The organism is Streptosporangium amethystogenes subsp. fukuiense, from assembly GCF_042665875.1.
GTDB classification, from domain to species: domain Bacteria; phylum Actinomycetota; class Actinomycetes; order Streptosporangiales; family Streptosporangiaceae; genus Streptosporangium; species Streptosporangium fukuiense.
The window spans coordinates 7,013,897-7,031,708 of record NZ_JBHTEE010000001.1; the positions used below are offsets into that span (position 1 = coordinate 7,013,897).

General features: G+C 67.2%; 22 protein-coding genes. 11 read left to right on the plus strand and 11 right to left on the minus strand.

Going from position 1 to position 17,812, the window contains the following annotated elements:
* Positions 1 to 43 precede the first annotated feature (43 nt).
* Positions 44 to 610, minus strand: coding sequence for a SigE family RNA polymerase sigma factor (locus tag ACFQVD_RS30910; RefSeq protein WP_386274402.1), 567 nt, complete (start codon positions 608 to 610; stop codon positions 44 to 46).
* A gap of 246 nt (positions 611 to 856) precedes the next feature.
* On the opposite strand from ACFQVD_RS30910, the gene ACFQVD_RS30915 reads away from it, so the two are divergent.
* Both ACFQVD_RS30915 and ACFQVD_RS30920 read left to right on the plus strand, forming a co-directional pair.
* Complete coding sequence (locus ACFQVD_RS30915; RefSeq protein ID WP_343970918.1) at positions 857 to 1,807, plus strand: hypothetical protein; 951 nt, start codon at positions 857 to 859, stop codon at positions 1,805 to 1,807.
* Positions 1,808 to 1,812: 5 nt separating this feature from the next.
* Positions 1,813 to 2,652, plus strand: a complete 840-nt coding sequence (locus ACFQVD_RS30920; RefSeq protein WP_343970915.1) for a MauE/DoxX family redox-associated membrane protein — start codon at positions 1,813 to 1,815, stop codon at positions 2,650 to 2,652.
* 155 nt (positions 2,653 to 2,807) lie between these two features.
* Here ACFQVD_RS30920 and ACFQVD_RS30925 read toward each other — a convergent pair whose 3' ends face one another.
* Both ACFQVD_RS30925 and rplK read right to left on the minus strand, forming a co-directional pair.
* Positions 2,808 to 3,980, minus strand: coding sequence for an AAA family ATPase (locus tag ACFQVD_RS30925; RefSeq protein WP_245651820.1), 1,173 nt, complete (start codon positions 3,978 to 3,980; stop codon positions 2,808 to 2,810).
* A 369-nt stretch (positions 3,981 to 4,349) separates the two neighbouring features.
* Entirely contained in the window at positions 4,350 to 4,775 is a 426-nt protein-coding gene (gene rplK / locus ACFQVD_RS30930; protein ID WP_343970910.1) for a 50S ribosomal protein L11, read from the minus strand.
* Positions 4,776 to 4,828: 53 nt separating this feature from the next.
* On the opposite strand from rplK, the gene ACFQVD_RS30935 reads away from it, so the two are divergent.
* From ACFQVD_RS30935 to ACFQVD_RS30945, 3 genes are all read left to right on the plus strand, one after another.
* The gene (locus ACFQVD_RS30935; protein WP_343970907.1) at positions 4,829 to 5,236 is read left to right on the plus strand and encodes a MerR family DNA-binding transcriptional regulator; all 408 of its coding nucleotides are present in this window, start codon (positions 4,829 to 4,831) and stop codon (positions 5,234 to 5,236) included.
* Positions 5,237 to 5,329: 93 nt separating this feature from the next.
* Complete coding sequence (locus ACFQVD_RS30940) at positions 5,330 to 6,142, plus strand: M15 family metallopeptidase (RefSeq protein WP_343970904.1); 813 nt, start codon at positions 5,330 to 5,332, stop codon at positions 6,140 to 6,142.
* Between the two features lie 326 nt (positions 6,143 to 6,468).
* Positions 6,469 to 7,485 (plus strand): TerC/Alx family metal homeostasis membrane protein, encoded by a 1,017-nt coding sequence (locus ACFQVD_RS30945; RefSeq protein ID WP_343970901.1) that lies wholly within the window; start codon positions 6,469 to 6,471, stop codon positions 7,483 to 7,485.
* 71 nt (positions 7,486 to 7,556) lie between these two features.
* Here ACFQVD_RS30945 and ACFQVD_RS30950 read toward each other — a convergent pair whose 3' ends face one another.
* Both ACFQVD_RS30950 and ACFQVD_RS30955 read right to left on the minus strand, forming a co-directional pair.
* Positions 7,557 to 7,907: a VOC family protein gene (locus ACFQVD_RS30950; protein ID WP_343970898.1), complete on the minus strand. Its 351-nt coding sequence runs from the start codon at positions 7,905 to 7,907 to the stop codon at positions 7,557 to 7,559.
* Entirely contained in the window at positions 7,898 to 8,359 is a 462-nt protein-coding gene (locus ACFQVD_RS30955) for a DUF4328 domain-containing protein (protein ID WP_343970895.1), read from the minus strand. Before ACFQVD_RS30955 ends, ACFQVD_RS30950 begins: the two co-directional genes overlap by 10 nt.
* Positions 8,360 to 8,616: 257 nt before the next feature.
* On the opposite strand from ACFQVD_RS30955, the gene ACFQVD_RS30960 reads away from it, so the two are divergent.
* Positions 8,617 to 9,480: an NUDIX hydrolase gene (locus ACFQVD_RS30960; RefSeq protein ID WP_343970892.1), complete on the plus strand. Its 864-nt coding sequence runs from the start codon at positions 8,617 to 8,619 to the stop codon at positions 9,478 to 9,480.
* A gap of 18 nt (positions 9,481 to 9,498) precedes the next feature.
* Here the strand turns inward: ACFQVD_RS30960 and ACFQVD_RS30965 are convergent, their stop codons facing one another.
* A complete protein-coding gene (locus ACFQVD_RS30965) occupies positions 9,499 to 10,248 on the minus strand; it encodes a PrsW family glutamic-type intramembrane protease (RefSeq protein WP_343970889.1) in 750 nt (249 codons plus the stop codon).
* Positions 10,249 to 10,354: 106 nt separating this feature from the next.
* Positions 10,355 to 10,930, minus strand: coding sequence for a cadmium resistance transporter (locus tag ACFQVD_RS30970; RefSeq protein ID WP_343970886.1), 576 nt, complete (start codon positions 10,928 to 10,930; stop codon positions 10,355 to 10,357).
* 111 nt (positions 10,931 to 11,041) lie between these two features.
* Between ACFQVD_RS30970 and ACFQVD_RS30975 the strand changes: the two genes are divergently transcribed.
* From ACFQVD_RS30975 to ACFQVD_RS30995, 5 genes are all read left to right on the plus strand, one after another.
* Positions 11,042 to 11,665 (plus strand): hypothetical protein, encoded by a 624-nt coding sequence (locus tag ACFQVD_RS30975; RefSeq protein WP_343970883.1) that lies wholly within the window; start codon positions 11,042 to 11,044, stop codon positions 11,663 to 11,665.
* 243 nt (positions 11,666 to 11,908) lie between these two features.
* Positions 11,909 to 12,331 (plus strand): hypothetical protein, encoded by a 423-nt coding sequence (locus ACFQVD_RS30980; protein ID WP_343970880.1) that lies wholly within the window; start codon positions 11,909 to 11,911, stop codon positions 12,329 to 12,331.
* A 3-nt stretch (positions 12,332 to 12,334) separates the two neighbouring features.
* Positions 12,335 to 12,721 carry a hypothetical protein gene (locus ACFQVD_RS30985; protein ID WP_343970877.1) on the plus strand — a complete coding sequence of 129 codons (387 nt, stop codon included), beginning with the start codon at positions 12,335 to 12,337 and terminating at the stop codon, positions 12,719 to 12,721.
* A 122-nt stretch (positions 12,722 to 12,843) separates the two neighbouring features.
* On the plus strand, positions 12,844 to 13,080 hold the full coding sequence (locus ACFQVD_RS30990) for a hypothetical protein (protein WP_030921016.1): 237 nt from the start codon (positions 12,844 to 12,846) through the stop codon (positions 13,078 to 13,080).
* 494 nt (positions 13,081 to 13,574) lie between these two features.
* Positions 13,575 to 14,123, plus strand: coding sequence for a hypothetical protein (locus ACFQVD_RS30995; protein WP_343970872.1), 549 nt, complete (start codon positions 13,575 to 13,577; stop codon positions 14,121 to 14,123).
* 108 nt (positions 14,124 to 14,231) lie between these two features.
* On the opposite strand, the gene ACFQVD_RS31000 is transcribed toward ACFQVD_RS30995, so the two are convergent.
* From ACFQVD_RS31000 to ACFQVD_RS31015, 4 genes are all read right to left on the minus strand, one after another.
* A complete protein-coding gene (locus tag ACFQVD_RS31000) occupies positions 14,232 to 14,972 on the minus strand; it encodes a hypothetical protein (protein ID WP_343970869.1) in 741 nt (246 codons plus the stop codon).
* 390 nt (positions 14,973 to 15,362) lie between these two features.
* Complete coding sequence (locus ACFQVD_RS31005; RefSeq protein ID WP_343970865.1) at positions 15,363 to 15,929, minus strand: flavoprotein; 567 nt, start codon at positions 15,927 to 15,929, stop codon at positions 15,363 to 15,365.
* A gap of 48 nt (positions 15,930 to 15,977) precedes the next feature.
* On the minus strand, positions 15,978 to 16,397 hold the full coding sequence (locus ACFQVD_RS31010; protein WP_343970862.1) for a YdeI/OmpD-associated family protein: 420 nt from the start codon (positions 16,395 to 16,397) through the stop codon (positions 15,978 to 15,980).
* Positions 16,398 to 16,473: 76 nt separating this feature from the next.
* Positions 16,474 to 17,592 carry a DUF5685 family protein gene (locus ACFQVD_RS31015; RefSeq protein ID WP_343970858.1) on the minus strand — a complete coding sequence of 373 codons (1,119 nt, stop codon included), beginning with the start codon at positions 17,590 to 17,592 and terminating at the stop codon, positions 16,474 to 16,476.
* Positions 17,593 to 17,812 lie beyond the last annotated feature (220 nt).

The window sequence follows — 17,812 nt, forward strand, 5'->3', positions numbered from 1 at the left end:
GCCCCACCTGATCGCGATGGGCGAAAGATCCAGGGGACAGGCGCTAAACCCGATGCTCCAACTCCCGTGGGTCGGAGAGCGTGAGGTCGCCGCGGAGCTTGGCCATTCCCCGGGAGACCGTGCTCTTGACGGTCCCGACGCTGATGCCCAGGGTCTTGGCGATCTCCGATTCGGTCATGTCCTCGTAGTAACGCAGGACGACGGCGGTCCGCATCCGGGTGGGCAGCCGGTCGAGGGCCTGCTCGACCCGCTCGGGCAGGTGGGGGCCGCCCGCGAGCATCGGTTCGGGAAGTTCCTCGGACGGATACTCCTCCAGCTTGCGCCGCCGCCACCAGGAGATGTTGATGTTGACCATCGTCCGGCGCACATAGCGGTCCAGGGCGGCGTGGTCCTGGATACGGTCCCAGGCGAGGTAGGTCTTGACCAGTGCCACCTGCAGCAGGTCCTCGGCGTCGCTCGGATTCCCGGTGAGCTGGTAGGCGGCACGCAGTAACGCCGGGCCGCGAGCAACGACATACTCGCGGAACTCCTCATCGGTCCCGCCGGCCACCGTGATCACCAGCCTGTGCTCCAGGTGCGTATGGTGGCCAGAATCGCAGCCCGAACCCATACTGCGGCTGAACCGAAATCTATGTTTCATCCCATCAACGGTAAAGATCGGCTTCGATGGGCGACGGAGCACGCAAGAGATACTAGATAGCGGTTTGTCATCGAGTGGACACCAATGCGTTCTACCAAGGAGGGGAACTGTAGTACCTGGTTGGACACCTGCCGTGATTATTGGTGGAGCGGACAGCGAGACTCCGCGAAGCGTGTGACGCTGACTGCGACACCTCGCAGAACCTGGGGAGCGACGATGCCCTATCTCAGCGCCGATCGCCGCCGCGCACTGGCGGCAGCCGCGCTCGGCCGGGCGGCGCAGGAGCCTGGCCCCCTCCCCGTCGAGGGTGAGTCCTTCCACTCGGTCAGCGGTGCGATCCTCGACGTCAGCCCACACCTGATCGTCATCGACACTCCGGACGGCCACGAGGAGCGGCTCGTCATCGCACCGTGGGCGACCGCCTGGCGTGGCGAGGCCGTCCCTCCGGCAGACCTTCCCGTGGGCTCCAACGTGATCATCAGAGCGCTGCGGGCCGGCCGGGTCGTGGATCGGATCTGGGCGGACATCACCAGGATCACCGGTGTGATCCAGTCGATCGACGCGAAGGGCAAGGACCACTCCGTGGAGCTGTACTGCGGGCCGCACCGCGGGCGGCGTACGATCGTCATCCCCTACCGCGCCTCGGGACGCCTGCGGGTCAGGCATCCGCAGTTCGAACCCGGCTACCTGTTCGACGCCATCGGGGTCCGCGAGGACGGCGTGGCACAGGCTCGACTGCCCGCGACCTCGCAGCCGCCCTACCGGTGGAAGGCCGTGCCGACGCCTCCGCCAGGCTACAGCGGCACGCAGTCGCGGATCTCGGGCACGGCCACCTGGTCGGACACCTTCGACTGCGGGGAGCAGGGGGTGGCCTATCCCATGTTGGAGCGGTCCGATGCCGCGTGCGACGACACCGGAGTGTCCTGCACCGGGCTGCCGTACCTGTCGCTGGGTTCGATGCTCAACGTACGCAACGTGTGCGCCGGGCGAACCTCGGTCCTGCCGATCGTGGCGTGCGGCTGTCTGGCCGGCCGGTTCTGCGACCGGTGCCTGGAGTGCGGCACCTCCCCTCGCGGCCGGATTCTTGAGCTGTCACCGAGTTCCTTCGTGGAGCTCGGTGGAGACCTGACCGCCGGATGCTTCAACGCCAGACTTGGAATGGGGTGACACGGATGCTGACGACGATCGCCGCCGGACAACTGCCGGTCCTGCTCCTGCTGCTGGCCGCAGGTACGGTCGCGAAGGTCTGGACCGTCGTGCGCGAGGCCGAACCCGGCATGCTGAGCAGGCTGGGGCCTGCCGTGCTGGTGCCCGAACGCTGGCGTAAGCACATGATGCTGGTCTGCGCGTTCGGCGAGCTGTTCCTGGCGTGCGGCCTGCTGGTGAGTGGCCGGCCGTTCTTCCGGTGGGCGGTCGTCGCGTTCTTCGCGGTGTCCACCTATGTCCTGTGGGAACTGCGGCGCCGGCGCCCGGACGTGGGGTGCGGATGCTTCGGCGAGGTCAGTGCGGTACCGGTGGGACGGCGATCGCTGGGCCGCACCATGGTGCTGACGGCCATGTCCGCGGGGCTGCTGCTGACTCCGGAGATCTCCGGCTGGGAGGCGATCGCCGGTATGACGTGGACGCACCTGCCCTCCGTGATCGCCGGACTGCTGGTGCTCGCCGCGCTCTCGCCGGAGATCGAGGAGGCGGTCGCCAGGCTCCGCTACCGGGCCCCCTGTGAGCAGCGCCGCTTCGACCCGGCCACCGCGCTCGGCCGACTGCGGTCGAGCACGGTCTGGCGCTCGCACACCGGCCGGCTGACGAGCACGGAGCCGGTCGACAGTTGGCGGGAGCTGTGCTGGCGGTTCTTCGTCTACCCGGGACAGAGCCACGCGGGCGACCCCGTCGACGTGGTCTTCGCGGTCTATCTGAGCGGGCGCCATCCGGCGGTGCGGGTTGCCATGGTCGGCTCCGACGGGCGTCCGGTGGAGACCACGTCTCTTCCGGAATCTCTGCCGGTATCGGCCTGATGCTAGAGAACCCTAGATTCCTTTAGGCCCTGTCCGCGGTCAGACAGCGCTTCCCGAGACACAGGATTGGGCTCTATATGGCTCTCTAGCTTCCCCACTAGAGAGCCATATAGAGAGCTAGGAGCTCCCCCATAGTATATCGAACAATTGTTCGCTCAGACCGGTTGGGATCGCAGAAACTTTCCGAAGTGCGGCACGGTGAACGCGATCAGCCCTCGCTCCGCACTGTAGATCAGGCCTTTCTTGATGAGGCTGTCTCGGGCCGGAGAGAGGCTCGACGGTTTACGGCCGAGCCCTTCGGCCACCTCGGCGGTGGCGACGGGCTCGTCACCGATGGCGGCCATGGCGTGCATATAGTCGCGCTCGGCCGGGGTGGCCCGCTCGTAGCGGCTGCCGAAGAAGCCGACCGCGAGCTCCTCCTCGGCCTCCGGCGCGGAGACCCTGATGTCGTCGGCGGTGATCGGGCTGCGCAGCGCCAGGTCCCAGGCGACCTTGCCGTACGCCTGGACGAAGTAGGGATAGCCGTCCGCCGCCACGTAGAGGGCGTCCAGGGCGTCCTGGGTGAACTCCACGCCCTCGCTCTCCGCCGGGGCGATGAGCGCCAGGTCGGCCGCGTCGCGGTCGAGACGGTCGATCCTGGCATAGCGGAAGAGTCGCTCAGAGTAGCTCTTGCTGGCCGACAGCACGCTGGGAAGGTGCGGCAGCCCCGCACCCACCACGATCAACGGGCCGCCGCTCTGGGAGAGCTCGTGACAGGCCGCGCAGAGCGCCGAGACGTCGGGGGCCTGCACATCCTGCATCTCGTCGATGAACAACGCGATGCCGACACCCAGATCGGTGGCGACCCCGGCGGCGTCGACGAACAACTCGGTGAGGTCGATCTCCAGATCCCCGGAATCGGCGCGTCCCCGCCCCGCGGGCACGTCGATCGCGGGCGACCAGTGCGAGGTGCCCTTGGCCGCGGACGGGTCGCGCATCGCGAACGCCTTGAGCACGCCGAGGAACTCCTCGATGCGCTCGGGTGCCCGGTGCCTGGGGGCCAGCTCGCGGACCGCCATGTGCAGGGCGGCGGCCACCGGACGCCGGATCGACTGGTCGGGCCTGGCCTCGATCTTCCCGGTGCCCCACAGCCGCTGCATGGCCATCGATTTGAAGGTGTTGAGCAGGACGGTCTTACCGACGCCGCGCAGCCCGGTGACCACCATGCTGCGCTCGGGGCGCCCGCGGGCCACCCGCTCAAGGACGATCTCGAACTGCTGTAGCTCACGGTCGCGGCCGGCGAGCTCTGGGGGGCGCTGTCCGGCACCTGGAGCGTAGGGATTGCGCACGGGGTCCACGCTCTCGGACTTTATGACGGGATATAGCGGTCGGCTTAGATTTCCGTAGAAAGAGCTACGGCGTGTCGCACCGCGCTCCACCGGCACCCGAGGAAACGGAGCGTGTGTCGCGAGCATCGCCATGGCACACCCCTTCACCTGGGAGGACGTCAGCCCGAACCCGTGTTCGATCCCGTGCCCATGACTGTAGCGCGGGTTCGAACACAGGCGCGATACGTTTCGATGAAAAGCCTTCCCAAGGAACCCGGGTTCGCGTGCCAAGCAGCTACAGATCGGGGCGTAAGCCGCGCCACGGACAGGCCCCGGAGCCACTCCGGCCTCAAAGAACGGCCGGCGGGTCGTCTCGTCGGCCATGAGCGTTCAGTCCCGGACGGTCAGCCCCATCGAACGCGCGGTGCCGGCGACGATCTTCTCGGCCTGGTCCAGGTCCGCGGTGTTGAGATCGGGCATCTTGCTCCTGGCGACCTCCCGCAGTTGCGCGCGGGTGATCGTGCCCGCCGCCTGATGCCCCGGGCGGGGGCTGCCTCCGTCCAGACCGATCGTCCGGCGGATCAGCGAGGCCGTGGTGGGCACCTTGATCGCCAGTTCGAACGAGCGGTCCTCGAACACGGTGACGACGACGGGGACCACGAATCCCCGCCGGTCCTGCGTGGCGGCGTTGTACCGGCGACAGAACTCCATGAGGTTCAGTCCCAGCGGGCCGAGGTCCTTGCCCACGGCGGCGGGGCCGGCCTCACCGGCCGGGAGTTGGAGCTTGGCGGTCCTGCTGACCTTCTTCTTCGACATGTCCGGCAACCTAAAATCTCCAGTTACTGGAGACTCAACGGAATAATGACCGCATGAGCTACACGATCGGACAGCTCGCCAGACTCTCCGGTCCGCCGGTGAAAACGATCCGCTCCCACTCCGACATCGGGGTGCTTCCCGAACGCGGCCGCACCCGGAGTGGCTACCGTCTCTACGACGACTTCCGCGCCTCCCTGCGCGAGATGGGCGGCGAGTTCCGGGAGAGGGCCGGCGAACTCGATCCGACCGCCTGGCACGAGGCCGACATCCTGATCACGGAGAGGGCGTCGGCCGGGGTGCGCGACGGCGTGGCCCGGATCCTCGCGCTCATCGTCGACGCACAGGAGCGCACCCCGGAGTCGGTGCCACGGGACCACACCGAGCACGACTCGCGCGATACCGGGAGCCGGTGGCCACGGTCAACGGCACCCCCGACCGACGGATTCCATGATCACCAATGAGTGAATCACCGCCGCGATCGCCCGCCACCTTGGGTAATTGATCAATTACAATGAACTGTTGTCCCTTTTGTCCGTTTTGATGGGAGGCGGCACGTGGCAAGATCTAAATTCACGGCCCGTACCCGGGCGGCGCTCGCGATGACCGTCGGCTGTCTGGCGGCCGCCTCCTGCGGCACGGCCGGCTCCCGGTCCGTGCCGGTCCAGCCCACGTCGTCCGCGCGGCCGACCTCGGCGGCATCGGAGCCGGCCGCCGCGACGGCGACCCCGACGACGACACCGACGACGACACCGACGACGACACCGGAACCCGGTACCGCGACACCGACCCCGACAGGCCCGCCGAAGTTCTCCGCGAAGATCTCCCCTGTCACCCGTCAGCTGCTCGAATACTCCTGGCGGCCGGGCTGCCCGGTCCCGCTCGGCGACCTGCGGCTGATCACGATGACCTACTGGGGCTTCGACGACAAGCCGCACACCGGCGAACTGGTGGTGAACAAGAGCGCGGTCGACGACATCGTCTCGATCTTCCGGCGCCTGTACGACTGGCGCTGGCCGATCAACAAGATGGAGCTCGTCGACGTCTACAAGGGCGACGACTTCGACTCGATCGACGCCAACAACACCTCGGCCTTCAACTGCCGCCCGGCGACGGGATCGAGCAGCTGGTCCAAGCACGCCTACGGCCGGGCCATCGACATCAATCCGCGCGAGAACCCGTACGTTTCGTCGAACGGCTCGGTGGCGCACAGCAACGCCCGCAAGTTCGCCAAGCGCCCGGTGCAGGCCCCCGGTGTGATCAACCCGGGCGACCGGGTGGTCAAGGCCTTCCAGGCGAAAGGCTGGGAATGGGGCGGTTACTGGTCAGGTATCAAGGACTACCAGCACTTCAGCAAGGGCGGCGGCTGAGGCCCGTGGCCCGGCGTCTCGTCCCCCTGCTCCCGCCGCCGTGACCGTCCGGCCGGTGCGGGCGGGGCCACTCCGCCGGGTCTCCCCGTGCTCGGTGGCCGTGTCGCCGATCGAGGTGGCTGATTCCACCATCTGTGCGGATCCGACCCCGACAGCGACCCGAAGTAGAGGACCATCCGGCGACTGCCCTAATCTGGGACGACGAGGGGAGTACTTCCCAAGAGTCGATCCGGTCAGTACGGACGTTTCATAACGTCCCCGGGCGGCCACCTGCACAGTGTGGGTGAAGGAGACCTCGAACGGCCAAGCACGTTCGAGGAGGTTTCATGCCCACCGAGGCATTCCTGTCAGCAGCCAGTCTTGAAACGATCGGTTCGCCACAACTGTGGACCATCACCGTGGCCGCTCTGCTGTTGCTGCTCGCCGTGGACTTCATACTGACCCGGCGGCCGCACGAGGTACGGATGCGCGAGGCTGTGGGCTGGTCGGTCTTCTACCTGGCACTGCCCCTGATCTTCGGCGTCTATCTGTGGGGGGTCTTCGGGTCCGGCGTGGCGGTGGAGTTCTTCACCGGCTACGTGGTGGAGAAGTCCCTGTCGGTGGACAACCTGTTCGTGTTCATGCTGCTGCTGTCCGCCTTCGCTGTCCCGGTCGCCCTGGCCCAGCGGGTCCTGCTGTACGGCATCATCGGGGCGCTGGTACTGCGGGCGATCTTCATCGCTTTGGGGGCCGCCGTCCTGCAGAGCGGCACCTGGGCGTTCCTGCTGTTCGGCGGGATACTGATCGTCACCGCCGTGAAGATCATGAAGGACGCGCTGAGCGGGACGGAGCAGCAGGTCGACATCTCCTCCATGCGCACGGTCCGGCTGCTACGGCGCTTCATGCCGGTCACCGACGACTACCGTGGTTCCCACCTGGTCGTTCGTGAGGGCGGCCGCCGTGCCCTGACCCCGCTGGCGCTGGCCATCGTGGCCGTCTTCGCCACCGACATCGTCTTCGCCGTCGACTCGGTGCCCGCGGTGTACGGCGTGACCGAGGACCCCTACCTCGTCTTCGCCACCAACGCCTTCGCCCTCCTGGGCCTTCGCGCGCTCTACTTCGTCCTCCTGGGTTTCCTGGCGAAACTGCGGCACCTGAACCACGGACTCGGCATCATCCTGGCCTTCATCGGGATCAAGCTCGTCCTGCACTGGGCGCACGGTGTCTGGACGTGGATCCCGGAGATCCCCACTCCGGTCTCGCTGGGCGTCATCATCGCGGTCCTGGCCACCGTCACGGCCACAAGCCTGTACGCCAACCGCCTCGACGCGAAGGTCGCCTCCGCACCCGCCGAACGCGGGTAGCCGGGCGAGGACACGAGCACGGGGCCGCGCGGCGGCCGTCCGGGTCCGACCGGTCATCCGGTCGGCGAGGCTCAGCCGTACGCGGGTGAGAGGCGGGGCTGAACCAGATCCCAGCGGTTGCCGTACAGGTCCTGGAAGGCGGCGACCGTGCCGTAGGGCTCGTGCCGCGGAGTCTCCTCGGAGGTGACGCCCGCCGCCGGCATCCGCTCGTGGTCGCGGGCGAAGTCGTCTGTGTGGAGGAACAGGCCGGCCCTGCCGCCGGTCCGGTCGCCGACGCGGGCCTCCTGCTCGGGACCGTCGGCACGCGCGAGCAGGAGCGCCGTCTCCCGCGGGCCTCGTGGGCGGACCGTCACCCAGCGCCCTCCCTCCCCCTGCGGCCTGTCCTCCAGGAGCTCGAAGCCGAGGAGATCGACTACGGCCACAGCACCCACGTCAGCCACCATGCCCAGACCAGACCCGAGCGGCGGGCCCTGAAGAGGTCGCTCCCCGGTCGCAGGCCACCTGGCCGGGAAGTGGCCAGGATGTCGTCGACGATCCCCTTCGGGGCGAACAGGTCGACGATGGGGAGGATCCAGCCGAGCACCAGGTACGGCGCGGCGTACACGTGAAAGACCCCTGGAGAGATCGCGTACGAGTTGGCGCGGGCGCGTAACAGCCAGCATACGAAGGCGATTCCCGCCAAAAGGCAGAGGATCGGGAAAAGGAGGACGGCCGGGGAGAGGAGGAGCGTGTACAGGGCCTCCCACTCGTAGACCAGTCGCCAGAGCCGGTCCCCCTCGTAGAGGATCCGCAGCCCCGACAGGCCCACGGACACGATGGTGACCAGAGCGATCAGGGTGATGGCAACGGTTGCGAACGCACGGATCGGGCGCAACGGGCGAATGTGCATAGAGAACGCGCTCGACTTCATGCGAGCCCTTTAGCGGGGGCCGGGGTACGCGTAAGTATTGCGGATCTGGCATAGCCGATATAGAGGTATTTCTGACCGTCAGCGGAAGGCTTGTCCGCTTCCACGAGGTGCGCCGCGGCCCCTCACCCGCGAGCGTTGACCTGCGACAGGTCGCCGGGAGCACGGGCGGGAAGGCCGACCCGGTCCGGTGCCGCCGGACCAGGCTGATGCATCATTGGTCCATGGCGGCCAGGGATGGGGATGGTTGGGCCCAATGTGAGCGCGGGCACCGGCACTGGGGCGTGTACGGGGCGGCCGGGCTGCTCGCCGTCCACCACGACGCCACGGGGAAGCCGCACATCCTGATGCAGAAGCGTTCCCTCTGGAGCCACCACGGCGGCACCTGGGGACTGCCCGGCGGTGCCCGCGACAGCCACGAGGACACCGTCACGGCCGCCCTGCGTGAGGCGTTCGAGGAGGCCACGCTGGACAGCACCGGCCTGCGGATCCAGGGCGTCTACCTCGACGACCACGGCGGCTGGTCCTTCGAGACAGTGATCACCGAGGCCGTGGAACTGCTGAAAGCGGTTCCCGGCAACAGTGAGAGCGCCGACCTGCGCTGGCTTCCCGCCGAGGAGGTCACCGCCAAAAAACTTCACCCCGGCTTCGCCGAGACCTGGCCGGTGATCGCTCTCGCGCTCGCCCCCTCCCTCATCGTCCTCGACATCGCCAACATCGTGGGCGCCCGCGCCGAGCACGGCTGGTGGAGGGACCGCGCCGGCGCGGCGGCCAGGCTGCTCACCGAGGTCGGCACGCACGCCGCCGGTGGCCTGTGGACCGTACCCGGCCAGATCCCGGCCCTGGCGCGCTGGTTCCCCCGGGTGACCGCGATCGTCGAGGGGGCCGCCCGGGACACCCCTCCGGTGTCCGGCGTCTCCGTGATCGCCGCACCGGGAAGCGGGGACGACGCGGTCGTCCAGGCCGTGCGGGACGCCCGCCCGTGGGAGCGCATCCTGGTCGTCACCGCCGACCGGGGGCTACGCGAGCGGGTCACCGAACTGGGCGCCGAGGTCGCCGGTCCCCGGTGGCTGCTCTCCCAGTTGTGACGTTTCACGTGGAACATCTCAAGGTTCGGTGGCCGGGGCGGCCTGTGGTCTCAGGTCGCGGGTGGCCCGGTGGAACAGCCAGTAGCTCGCCGCGGCGACAACGAGGAAGAGCAGGCGGGCGGGCTGGGGGATGTCCAGAATGAGCAGGCCGTCGCTGAGCGAGTGGAGCAGGGCCGCCGTCATGAAGGCGGCGATGATGGGGATGGTGACAACGGCACGGCCTCTGATCTGCCAGGCCCCGAAGGCCACCGCGCACACCAGACCGGTCCAGACGAGGTGGCTGAATGGGGTGGTGAGACCGCGTATGAGGAGAATCGTGCCCGCACCGACGGCACCGCCGTTGTTGGCGATGCTCTTCCAGGCGTAGGCCATCGATTCCATGATCGTGAATCCGGTCGCGCAGGACAGGCCGAGTGCGACCCCCGCGGCCTTGGTGAGATGGCGCCCGGTGAGGGCGACCGCGAGAGGTGGGACGAGTTTCGCGGGTTCCTCGATCCATCCGACCCGCAGGATCGAGGTGCTGTTCTTCTGGGAGATGAAAAGCGAGTCGAAATAACCGCCGAGCAACAGGGCGACGCCCCCGCCGAACAGGAACATCCCCATCAGCGTCATGGCCGGCACGCTGGTGGCGATATGAATACGGTCGTGGATGGCGAGCAGGAGCGCGATGGGCCCGGCCGCGGCCCCGTAGAAGAAGGCCGCGGGCATGACCGCCTGGTTGCCGGCCGCCTGCATCATGGCGATGAGCGAGAAGGATAGAACGATCATGGCGATCCACGCCTTGAACCATCGATGCCGATAGAAGCGCAAATGGTCTCGCATAATGATTAATTCCCCGATACACCTGCCCCAAATTCGGGCGAATTGTCCATATTTATCTAAATATCGACTCCGCCGCAATGACCACACCGATAATCATGAACACCACGGGCACCAGCCAGGCGCCCGTCCGCTCCACCAGCTCGATGATCTTCCTGTGCGACCCGAGCCAGGAGGCCGCCGCGCACCAGACCGCGACAAGCAGCGCGAACACCGCCATCGTGAGGGCACTGGCTGCCGGACCGATCGTGCGGAACAGCGGGGTGTAGACGGAGATGTTGTCGGCGCCGTTGGCGACGGTCACCCCCGCGATCGAGAGCAGGCCGGAGGCGACCCGTGACGTCTCACCGTCACCACCCCTTCCTGCTCTGACCAGCCCCCACACCCCCATGCCGAACGGCACCAGGCCGAGCAGCCCCACCCAGCGGTCCGGCAGCACCGCGAGCCCGAGGGCCGCTACGGCCGAGACGGCCACCAGGGCGGCGATGCCCGTGTACTGACCGGCGACGATCTGCCATGGGCGCGGAACACCACCCGCCCGGGATGTCAGGAACAGCACGGTCAACAGGATGATGTCGTCCACGTTGGTGCCGGCGAAGACGGCGACGGCCGTACCGATCGTTTGGATCACGAGCGAATCATGTCCCCTTCTTCCTAATGTGGGCGGCGCCCGTGGCCAGCCGCGAGCTGCGGGGATTATGATCACGTTCATCCGCTCTTGTCGGCCCTTCGGAGACCGCACGTGGGCTATCCGCCTCCGCCGCAGTACGGTCAGCCGCCGCGGGGCGAGACGGGGCGCGGGCTGACCGTGATAGTCGTCATGGCCCTCGGTATGGCCATCGGGGCCGTCATCACCGTGTTCATGGTGCTCAACCCACCCTCCTCACCGCCGGTCGCGGCTCCAACGCCCGATGCCGAGCACTCGGAGGCCTCGGTCCGCCAGGCCGCCCAGCCGGCGCTCGACGCGTACAGCAGTGGCTCCTACGGTGATTTCTGGGACCTGTGGACCACCCGGGCACAGGGGTTGATCACCCGGGAGGAGTACACGAGGCTGTTCGGCCTCTGCCCGCCCCTCGTGGCCAACTCCCCGCTCACCATCGCCGATGTCGCGATCACCGGCGACACCGCCATAGTCCGGGCCAGCCGGCTCGGCGAGACGACGGAGTTCGGCTTCGTCTTCGAGAGCGACTCGTGGCGGTACGAGCCGCCACCCGAGGAGCAGTCGGAGTACCGGAAACCGGTCGACCAGATAGCCGAGCAGCGGCGGGCCGCGGGATTCTGCGGCACCGCCACTCCCACCTCAGCCCCCTCCGATCCCGCTCCAGGCCCATCCACCCCCACCCAGCCATCAGGTTTCCTTGAATAATGAATTTGGGACCTGCACATATGCACATATGTGGATACGCTTGGTTGCGTAGAGATACGCGTAGTCCCGGGGATGTCCGAAACCGGCGATGTCCCCACCGGAGATGAGACGCGATCTCGGGGTACGGAAAGGCAGGTGACGCGGACGACAACCGGCACGCGACCGGGAATCCCCCTCGCACCTGCCATCGAAGTCATGTAGAAGTGCTGCCATAATCCGCAATTCACAGCTACTGTCGAGCTTATGGCCCACTCCATGCCGGCAAGGCGAGACGGCACAGGATCGGAAAAACCATCAGCGAATGATCAAGATGGCGCCAGACATGAATCGGATTCGGTTCCGCTCTGGCTGGCACATCTTCAGCTCAGAGAAGGACAGAAGACCATCAGCACATCAGCTCCCGAAACCTCTATCACTATAGAGCTGGATAAAGCGGACTATGAGGCACTCTCTCGTAAGGCACGGCTGACCGGAAACCGCCTCGTCGACGTGATCCACACGGCGGTCCAGCGAGAGATCGGCAACAAACCCCACGTGATCACCCTGATGCACCGCTGGAACCTGAACCGAGAAGACCTCGACGTGGCAGCCGAATCCCTCGGGGTCGACCAGATCTCCGAGGCGGAGTGGGGCCAGATCGGCATTCGCCCGTTCAGGAGGCATTGAGCCGTGCTTCCCGGTCGAGTGCTCGACGTGAGCGCGCTGGTCGACATCGCGGTGGCGAAGACCGAATACTCCAGAAGTGTCGCCGCCATGTGCCTTTTCCGTGGTGGCGGGATATGCGTCCCGGCGACCAGCCTCGCGGCCGTCCTGTCCATCTCCCCGATCTCCACCCAGGTGGAGCTGTTCGAGCTCGTCACGACACCCGGCGTGAAGATCGATGACTTCACACACGGGAAGGTCGGGGACATCGCGGAGATCCTCGACGGATCGCGCGACATCACGGCCGGACACGTCATCTGGTGTGCCCGCGCCACCCGATGGCCCATCCTCACGGACCGCGGGGCCGAGCTCGTCCAGTACGACCAGAACCTTGAGATCGATCCGCTGCCGTAGCTCCCCGCCCGCCGCGGGAGCGTCGTCCCGGGCAGACCGCCATAACCATCCGGTTGAAACCGATGCCAAATATCATTGCGCGCGCGATCGATTTTCGGAGCCGGGGCTTTCACACTGGGAGAGTGACGTTCCAGACGAGGCGCATCAAGCTCGACATTCCTGACGGACCGGAATACGACCAGGTACGCGATATGCACGGTCACTCGGTCACGGTGTTCGCGTCCACGGAGATCAATGGTGAACGCTCCCTGAAAATCGGCAGCCGAACGTTGCGGCTGAGGAAGGTGGGCGTGGACGAGGACGGCGAGGAGCCGATGGACATCTACCGGGCCGAGTCCATTTCGGACCCCTCGTACTGAGGACCCCTCGCGCCGAGCGCACCCGCTCGCGCTCGGCGCGTGCGCCCACGTCTCCGCCCGCCGATCGCACTCCCGGCCCGGCCCGGCGCGTTGCCGGACGAGGACCCCTGACCGCGGATCCGCGACGGAGGCGCCGGCGATTCGTCCGCGACCTTCACCTGTCCGGCTCGGGTCGGCCACCTGACGCGAGGCCCCTCGGCGAGCTGATCCGCCGGGTCCGCGAGGCCGAACACACCGGCTCCCACGGCTCCCCGCGGCATCGGGCGAAAATCCACGACGACGCGACCGCGGCCCGGCCCGACCCGGCCTGGAAGATCATCCGTCCCGAACACTTTGGAGATCATCGTGTTTTCGGGATTGTGCCCTGATCCTCACCTACTCGGTTGCCCGAATATCCGCCTTGCGGCGCTTCCTGAGGGAGTATTTTTCGACAGAGACGTTGCCGCAACCACCCGGTATGGCAGGCCGGATATCAAGCCCCAAGCGAGGTAGCGATGTTTTCTTCCTTTGACCCGGAATATGCCCCGGTTGGTGATGTAGGGACCGCGCTGCTCTACGTCGACTCGCTTCTCACCCGTATTCGCGAGGGCATCTCGCAGGCCGACCCCAAGCAGCGAGAACTGATCGACGAGTTCTTCGGATCCTTCTCCAGCGAAGACGCCAGTGACGTGCTCGACGGCGCCTGCACGCTCGTCTACCTGTACATGGAGTGGCTGCGCCAGGCCCACGAGGAGCAGGACCGTGACGTGGTCGAATCCGTGGTGCCCTACGTCATCGGCAGCATGCGCAAGATGACCATAAGTGTCAAGCCCGAGGCCATCCCCGCCATGGCGGGCATGCTGACCGCCAGCGCCATCGGTCTGAGCCCGACGCTCTGGCGCAAGCAGTACGGCCCCTGGACCGAAGCCGAGATGAACGCTCTGGAAGCGACCCTCGTTCTGCTGGCCGACTACATCAACCATCTAACCAATGACGAAACCATGGCAATTCGCATGATCGCCGACATTATGGAATCCATGGAGCAAGCGGGCGATGTGGGATAAATCTTGTAGATATGGTTCCGCCAACCGCGGATCGGCGCCGATGGTCGTCAAATGACCGTGCCGGTGGGCACCTTTCTCACGCCCCTTCGTGGCAGGACCCGGTGACCTTCATCCGGACCGCTCCTGGCCGTCCAGATGAAGGAAGAGCTCGTGTGCCGAATCAATGCTCGCGCGCAACGCCTGCTCCAGTTCGCCGGCCTCGCCCGTGAGATACCCGATCTCCGGCATGCTCAGGGCGTCGGCCCCCGCCTCGGCGAGCAGTTCCTCATAGCGGGGCAGTCGTTCCACCAACGCCTCGATCTGGTCACGGGCCCGGTAGGCGCGTTCGGCGTCGGCGACATGGGCCGCGTACCGCTCCAGCGCCTCCACCTTCGCGATGACGGCGCCCTCGCTGCCGGCGAGTGCTCGCTCCAGCGGTTTCACCGCGGCTGCCACCTCCCGGGTGACCCCGCCACGCATGAGATCGCGATGTTCCTTCCGGAGGGAGGAGAGCTTGGCCAGCAGGCGCGCGATCTCCCATTCCTGCGGCGGCAGCATGACGGCGTTTCGCGCGACGTCGAGCAATCCCTCGGTGTTGACGCGTGATCGCAGAACGGAGCCGACCGCCGCCCGCGTCCGGGCAAGCAGGTTCCTCGCATCGGTGTCGAAGTCGTCGAAGAGGAAATAGGAATCCCGGTAGCGGTGCGCGAGACCGTACAGTTCCCGCTCCGGGGTAACGCTCTCCTCGACATTCCCCGTGGCCCTGATCGCGGCGGAAAGAAACCATGCGAGCACGGTGAGCAGCGGGATTACGGCCATGGCCCCCCAGCCGAAGGAGAGCGCCAGCAAAAGGCCGACCGCGGCGAGCATGCCGCCGACGGCCAGAGGAGCCGCGGATTTTTCCCGCGGTTCTTCCGGCGGCCTCCAACCTGCTCGCATGCGTGCCAGCAGCACTGGATTCGCACGGAGCAGACCCGCGATCTCCGGGGACAGACCGGGATCGACCACCACACCGAACCGCTGTCTTCCCGAGCCCTCCAGATCATCACCTCTTTCCGGTGATCACTCTAAGGGGGTTCTCCGTCGTATCTGAATGGACCACTTGAAAAATATTTAAAGCGGACCGTGGTCACGAAAATCAATGGCGATTCGCACCGCGCATACCGCGTCCCGTGACGATCGCCGGTACGTGACAGTGCCCGGGAATCGACACGGCACACGGCACCGGATCCCCGCGTGTGATCGTTTCCGGGCGGCGATCTACGGTCGGCCCTCCTCCGGGATCGCCGCTTCCGCGCTCTCGCGACGGAGCCGCTCGATTCCTTCGAGGGTTTCGAGGGCAAGGGCCCAGGGATGGCTTTCCGCTTCCCCGCCTCCGGCAGCGGAGCCGAGCAGGACGGGGACGCCCTCGGCCCGAAGGCTTTCGACGCTCCGGCGGAACGGCTCGCGGGAGGCGAGGCCGCCGTTGACGGAAGGCAGTACGACCACGGGGATACCGAGCCCGGGGGCTTCGGCGAGGAGGCCGAGGGCGTAGGTGTCGGCGATCCCCTGGGCGAACTTGTTGATCGTGTTGTAGGTCGCGGGAGCGACGATGATCGCATCGGCTCTCGGCGGCTTGGGCTCGTCCGGCTTGCGGTACCGGCTGCGGACGGGGCGGCCGGTCTGCTCTTCCAGGGCGGGGACGTCGATGAAGTCCAGCGCGGACGGGGTGGCGACGATCTGGACGGCCCAGCCCGCCTCCTGGGCGAGGTTGACGAGACGCCCCACGTCGCCGGCGCCGCCTGCGGCGCACACGATGACGTAGAGGACCTTGCCGGACTGGCTCACGCGTCGACTCCCAACACCGGTTTCACCCACCAGAAGGTACCGGCCCCGCTAGGATCGCGCCGCCGGCGGATCAGGCGGGCTCTCCGCCGCGCTCGACGGAGCGTAGGCCGCGGCCCAGCGGCCGTTGGCCTTGGCCAGCTCGACCTGTTCGAGCCCGGCCGGCCGCATCCGACCGGCGGCGACGAGCTCTTCGACCTTGACACAATTGATCTTCGACCATGAGCTACGGGGCCTGCGCGGTGAGAAGCGCTGGGCCCACCAGCCGTCCGGCACGTTTCCCGAGAAGGACTTGCCGTCGATCCAGCCATAGCACAGGGCGACCTCCAGGGCCTCGACTCTGGTGATCGAGGGCACCGCCGTACCCTTCTTCGGCATGGCGACCCAGACCTCGCGGGCGGTTCGGTGATTCGCCTCCAGCCAGGCGGCGAACTCGTCCGCCGAGGCGAAGCGCAGATTGTCGTCCGTCATCGTCCCACCAGCTCTCCCGTTTCGACCAAGGCCGCCTGCCCGAAGGCAAGCGACTGTGACACTTCGACGACGTGCCCTAGCAGTCGCAGTTGCAGTTGCAGTTGCAGCAGTCGGAACAACCGGAGCAGCAGTCGGAACAACCCGAGCACCCCTCGCAGCACTGCCCGCAGCCGTCGCAGCCGCCGGGGTCGCAGCGCTCACCGCACGATTTGTAGCGATCCTCGTCCCACGGCGGCCGGTACAGCCCGCAGGTGCAGCAGGCCGCCGACATGCACAGCAGCGACAGCAGCCCGCCGGGGTCCGGCTTCAGCCGCGGATCACGCGGGGGCGCCTCGGGACTCTCCTGCTCGGCCTCGCCGAAGATCCGTCCGGTGGCGCGGCCGGTCTCCTTGACCAGCAGCGCGTTGACCAGACGGCGTCGCTCCAGATCCAGTTCGGCCACCGCCAGACGCAGTCCGTGCACGGCGTCGTCGCAGTGCCGCCGCGCGACGGCCAGGTCGGTGCCCGAGGCGACGAGCGGGTTGTAGGCTCCCTGGGCGCGGTCGCGGGCCAGGTCCTCGACGGCGTCCAGCAGGTGTGCCAGACGGCCGAAGTAACGCCCGGCCTCCTCCAGCGTCTCCCGGTTGTGCGGCTTGCCGGCCAGTACGGCGGTATGCCCGAAGGCGGCGGCGACCGCGGCCTCGGTGGGGGCGGTGAGCTGGAGCAGGCTCGGGTTCGGCAGGCGTTCCAGCCGGGTCTGCTCCTCGACCGCGACGAGCAGCGGAGCGGGATCGAACCCGAGGGCGGAGGCCGTATCCGATCCGGCGGCCGACCAGCGATCGGCCACCCGCCCCGCACCGGCCGCCACCAACCGGCGCGCGTAGATGCCGTCGCCGTCCTCGACGTGGTCTCTGACCTTGCCCGCGGCCAGGATCAGCGAGACCGCGGCCGCCAGCCGTACCCCCTCGGCCTCGACGACGTCCGCGCCCTTGAACCCGCGCAGTGCGCAGGCCGCCGCACGCCGGTGCGGGGAGGAAGCCGGCGCCTGCGCCTCGGTGAGCACGGACACCAGCAGACCGTCGTAGTTGGTCACCAACCTGGAGGCGTGCCCGTGCTCGTCCCTGAGGGCCAGGCAGAGCCCGCACAGGTGCGCCATCCACTCCTTGAACAGCCCACCGCACATCCCGTGCTGGCATGGGCGAACAATCCCAAACATAGGTCCCTTCCCTGAATGTCCGTCGCCCAGCCTGCCAGCTTTCACTTGTCACATGCTTGCAATGCCGTGGTTGCAGTGATCTCTCACCGAAACACCAGTGGGGACCCGGACAATGATCTCGTTCACAAAGCCGAAGGAACAAGATCATGAAAAGAGCACTGACCCTCTGCTCACGGCGGCGACCGGGGCGGTCAATGGCCAAGGTTCCGAATGTGCGTGG

Coding starts and splice junctions, on each gene's coding strand:
- ACFQVD_RS30910 (WP_386274402.1), bottom strand. CDS start 610: ATGGGTTCGGGCTGCGATTCTGGCCACCATACGCACCTGGAGCACAGG.
- ACFQVD_RS30915 (WP_343970918.1), top strand. CDS start 857: ATGCCCTATCTCAGCGCCGATCGCCGCCGCGCACTGGCGGCAGCCGCG.
- ACFQVD_RS30920 (WP_343970915.1), top strand. CDS start 1,813: ATGCTGACGACGATCGCCGCCGGACAACTGCCGGTCCTGCTCCTGCTG.
- rplK (WP_343970910.1), bottom strand. CDS start 4,775: ATGTCGAAGAAGAAGGTCAGCAGGACCGCCAAGCTCCAACTCCCGGCC.
- ACFQVD_RS30935 (WP_343970907.1), top strand. CDS start 4,829: ATGAGCTACACGATCGGACAGCTCGCCAGACTCTCCGGTCCGCCGGTG.
- ACFQVD_RS30945 (WP_343970901.1), top strand. CDS start 6,469: ATGCCCACCGAGGCATTCCTGTCAGCAGCCAGTCTTGAAACGATCGGT.
- ACFQVD_RS30960 (WP_343970892.1), top strand. CDS start 8,617: ATGGCGGCCAGGGATGGGGATGGTTGGGCCCAATGTGAGCGCGGGCAC.
- ACFQVD_RS30965 (WP_343970889.1), bottom strand. CDS start 10,248: ATGATCGTTCTATCCTTCTCGCTCATCGCCATGATGCAGGCGGCCGGC.
- ACFQVD_RS30980 (WP_343970880.1), top strand. CDS start 11,909: ATGGCCCACTCCATGCCGGCAAGGCGAGACGGCACAGGATCGGAAAAA.
- ACFQVD_RS30995 (WP_343970872.1), top strand. CDS start 13,575: ATGTTTTCTTCCTTTGACCCGGAATATGCCCCGGTTGGTGATGTAGGG.
- ACFQVD_RS31000 (WP_343970869.1), bottom strand. CDS start 14,972: ATGCTCGCCGCGGTCGGCCTTTTGCTGGCGCTCTCCTTCGGCTGGGGG.
- ACFQVD_RS31010 (WP_343970862.1), bottom strand. CDS start 16,397: ATGACGGACGACAATCTGCGCTTCGCCTCGGCGGACGAGTTCGCCGCC.
- ACFQVD_RS31015 (WP_343970858.1), bottom strand. CDS start 17,592: ATGTTTGGGATTGTTCGCCCATGCCAGCACGGGATGTGCGGTGGGCTG.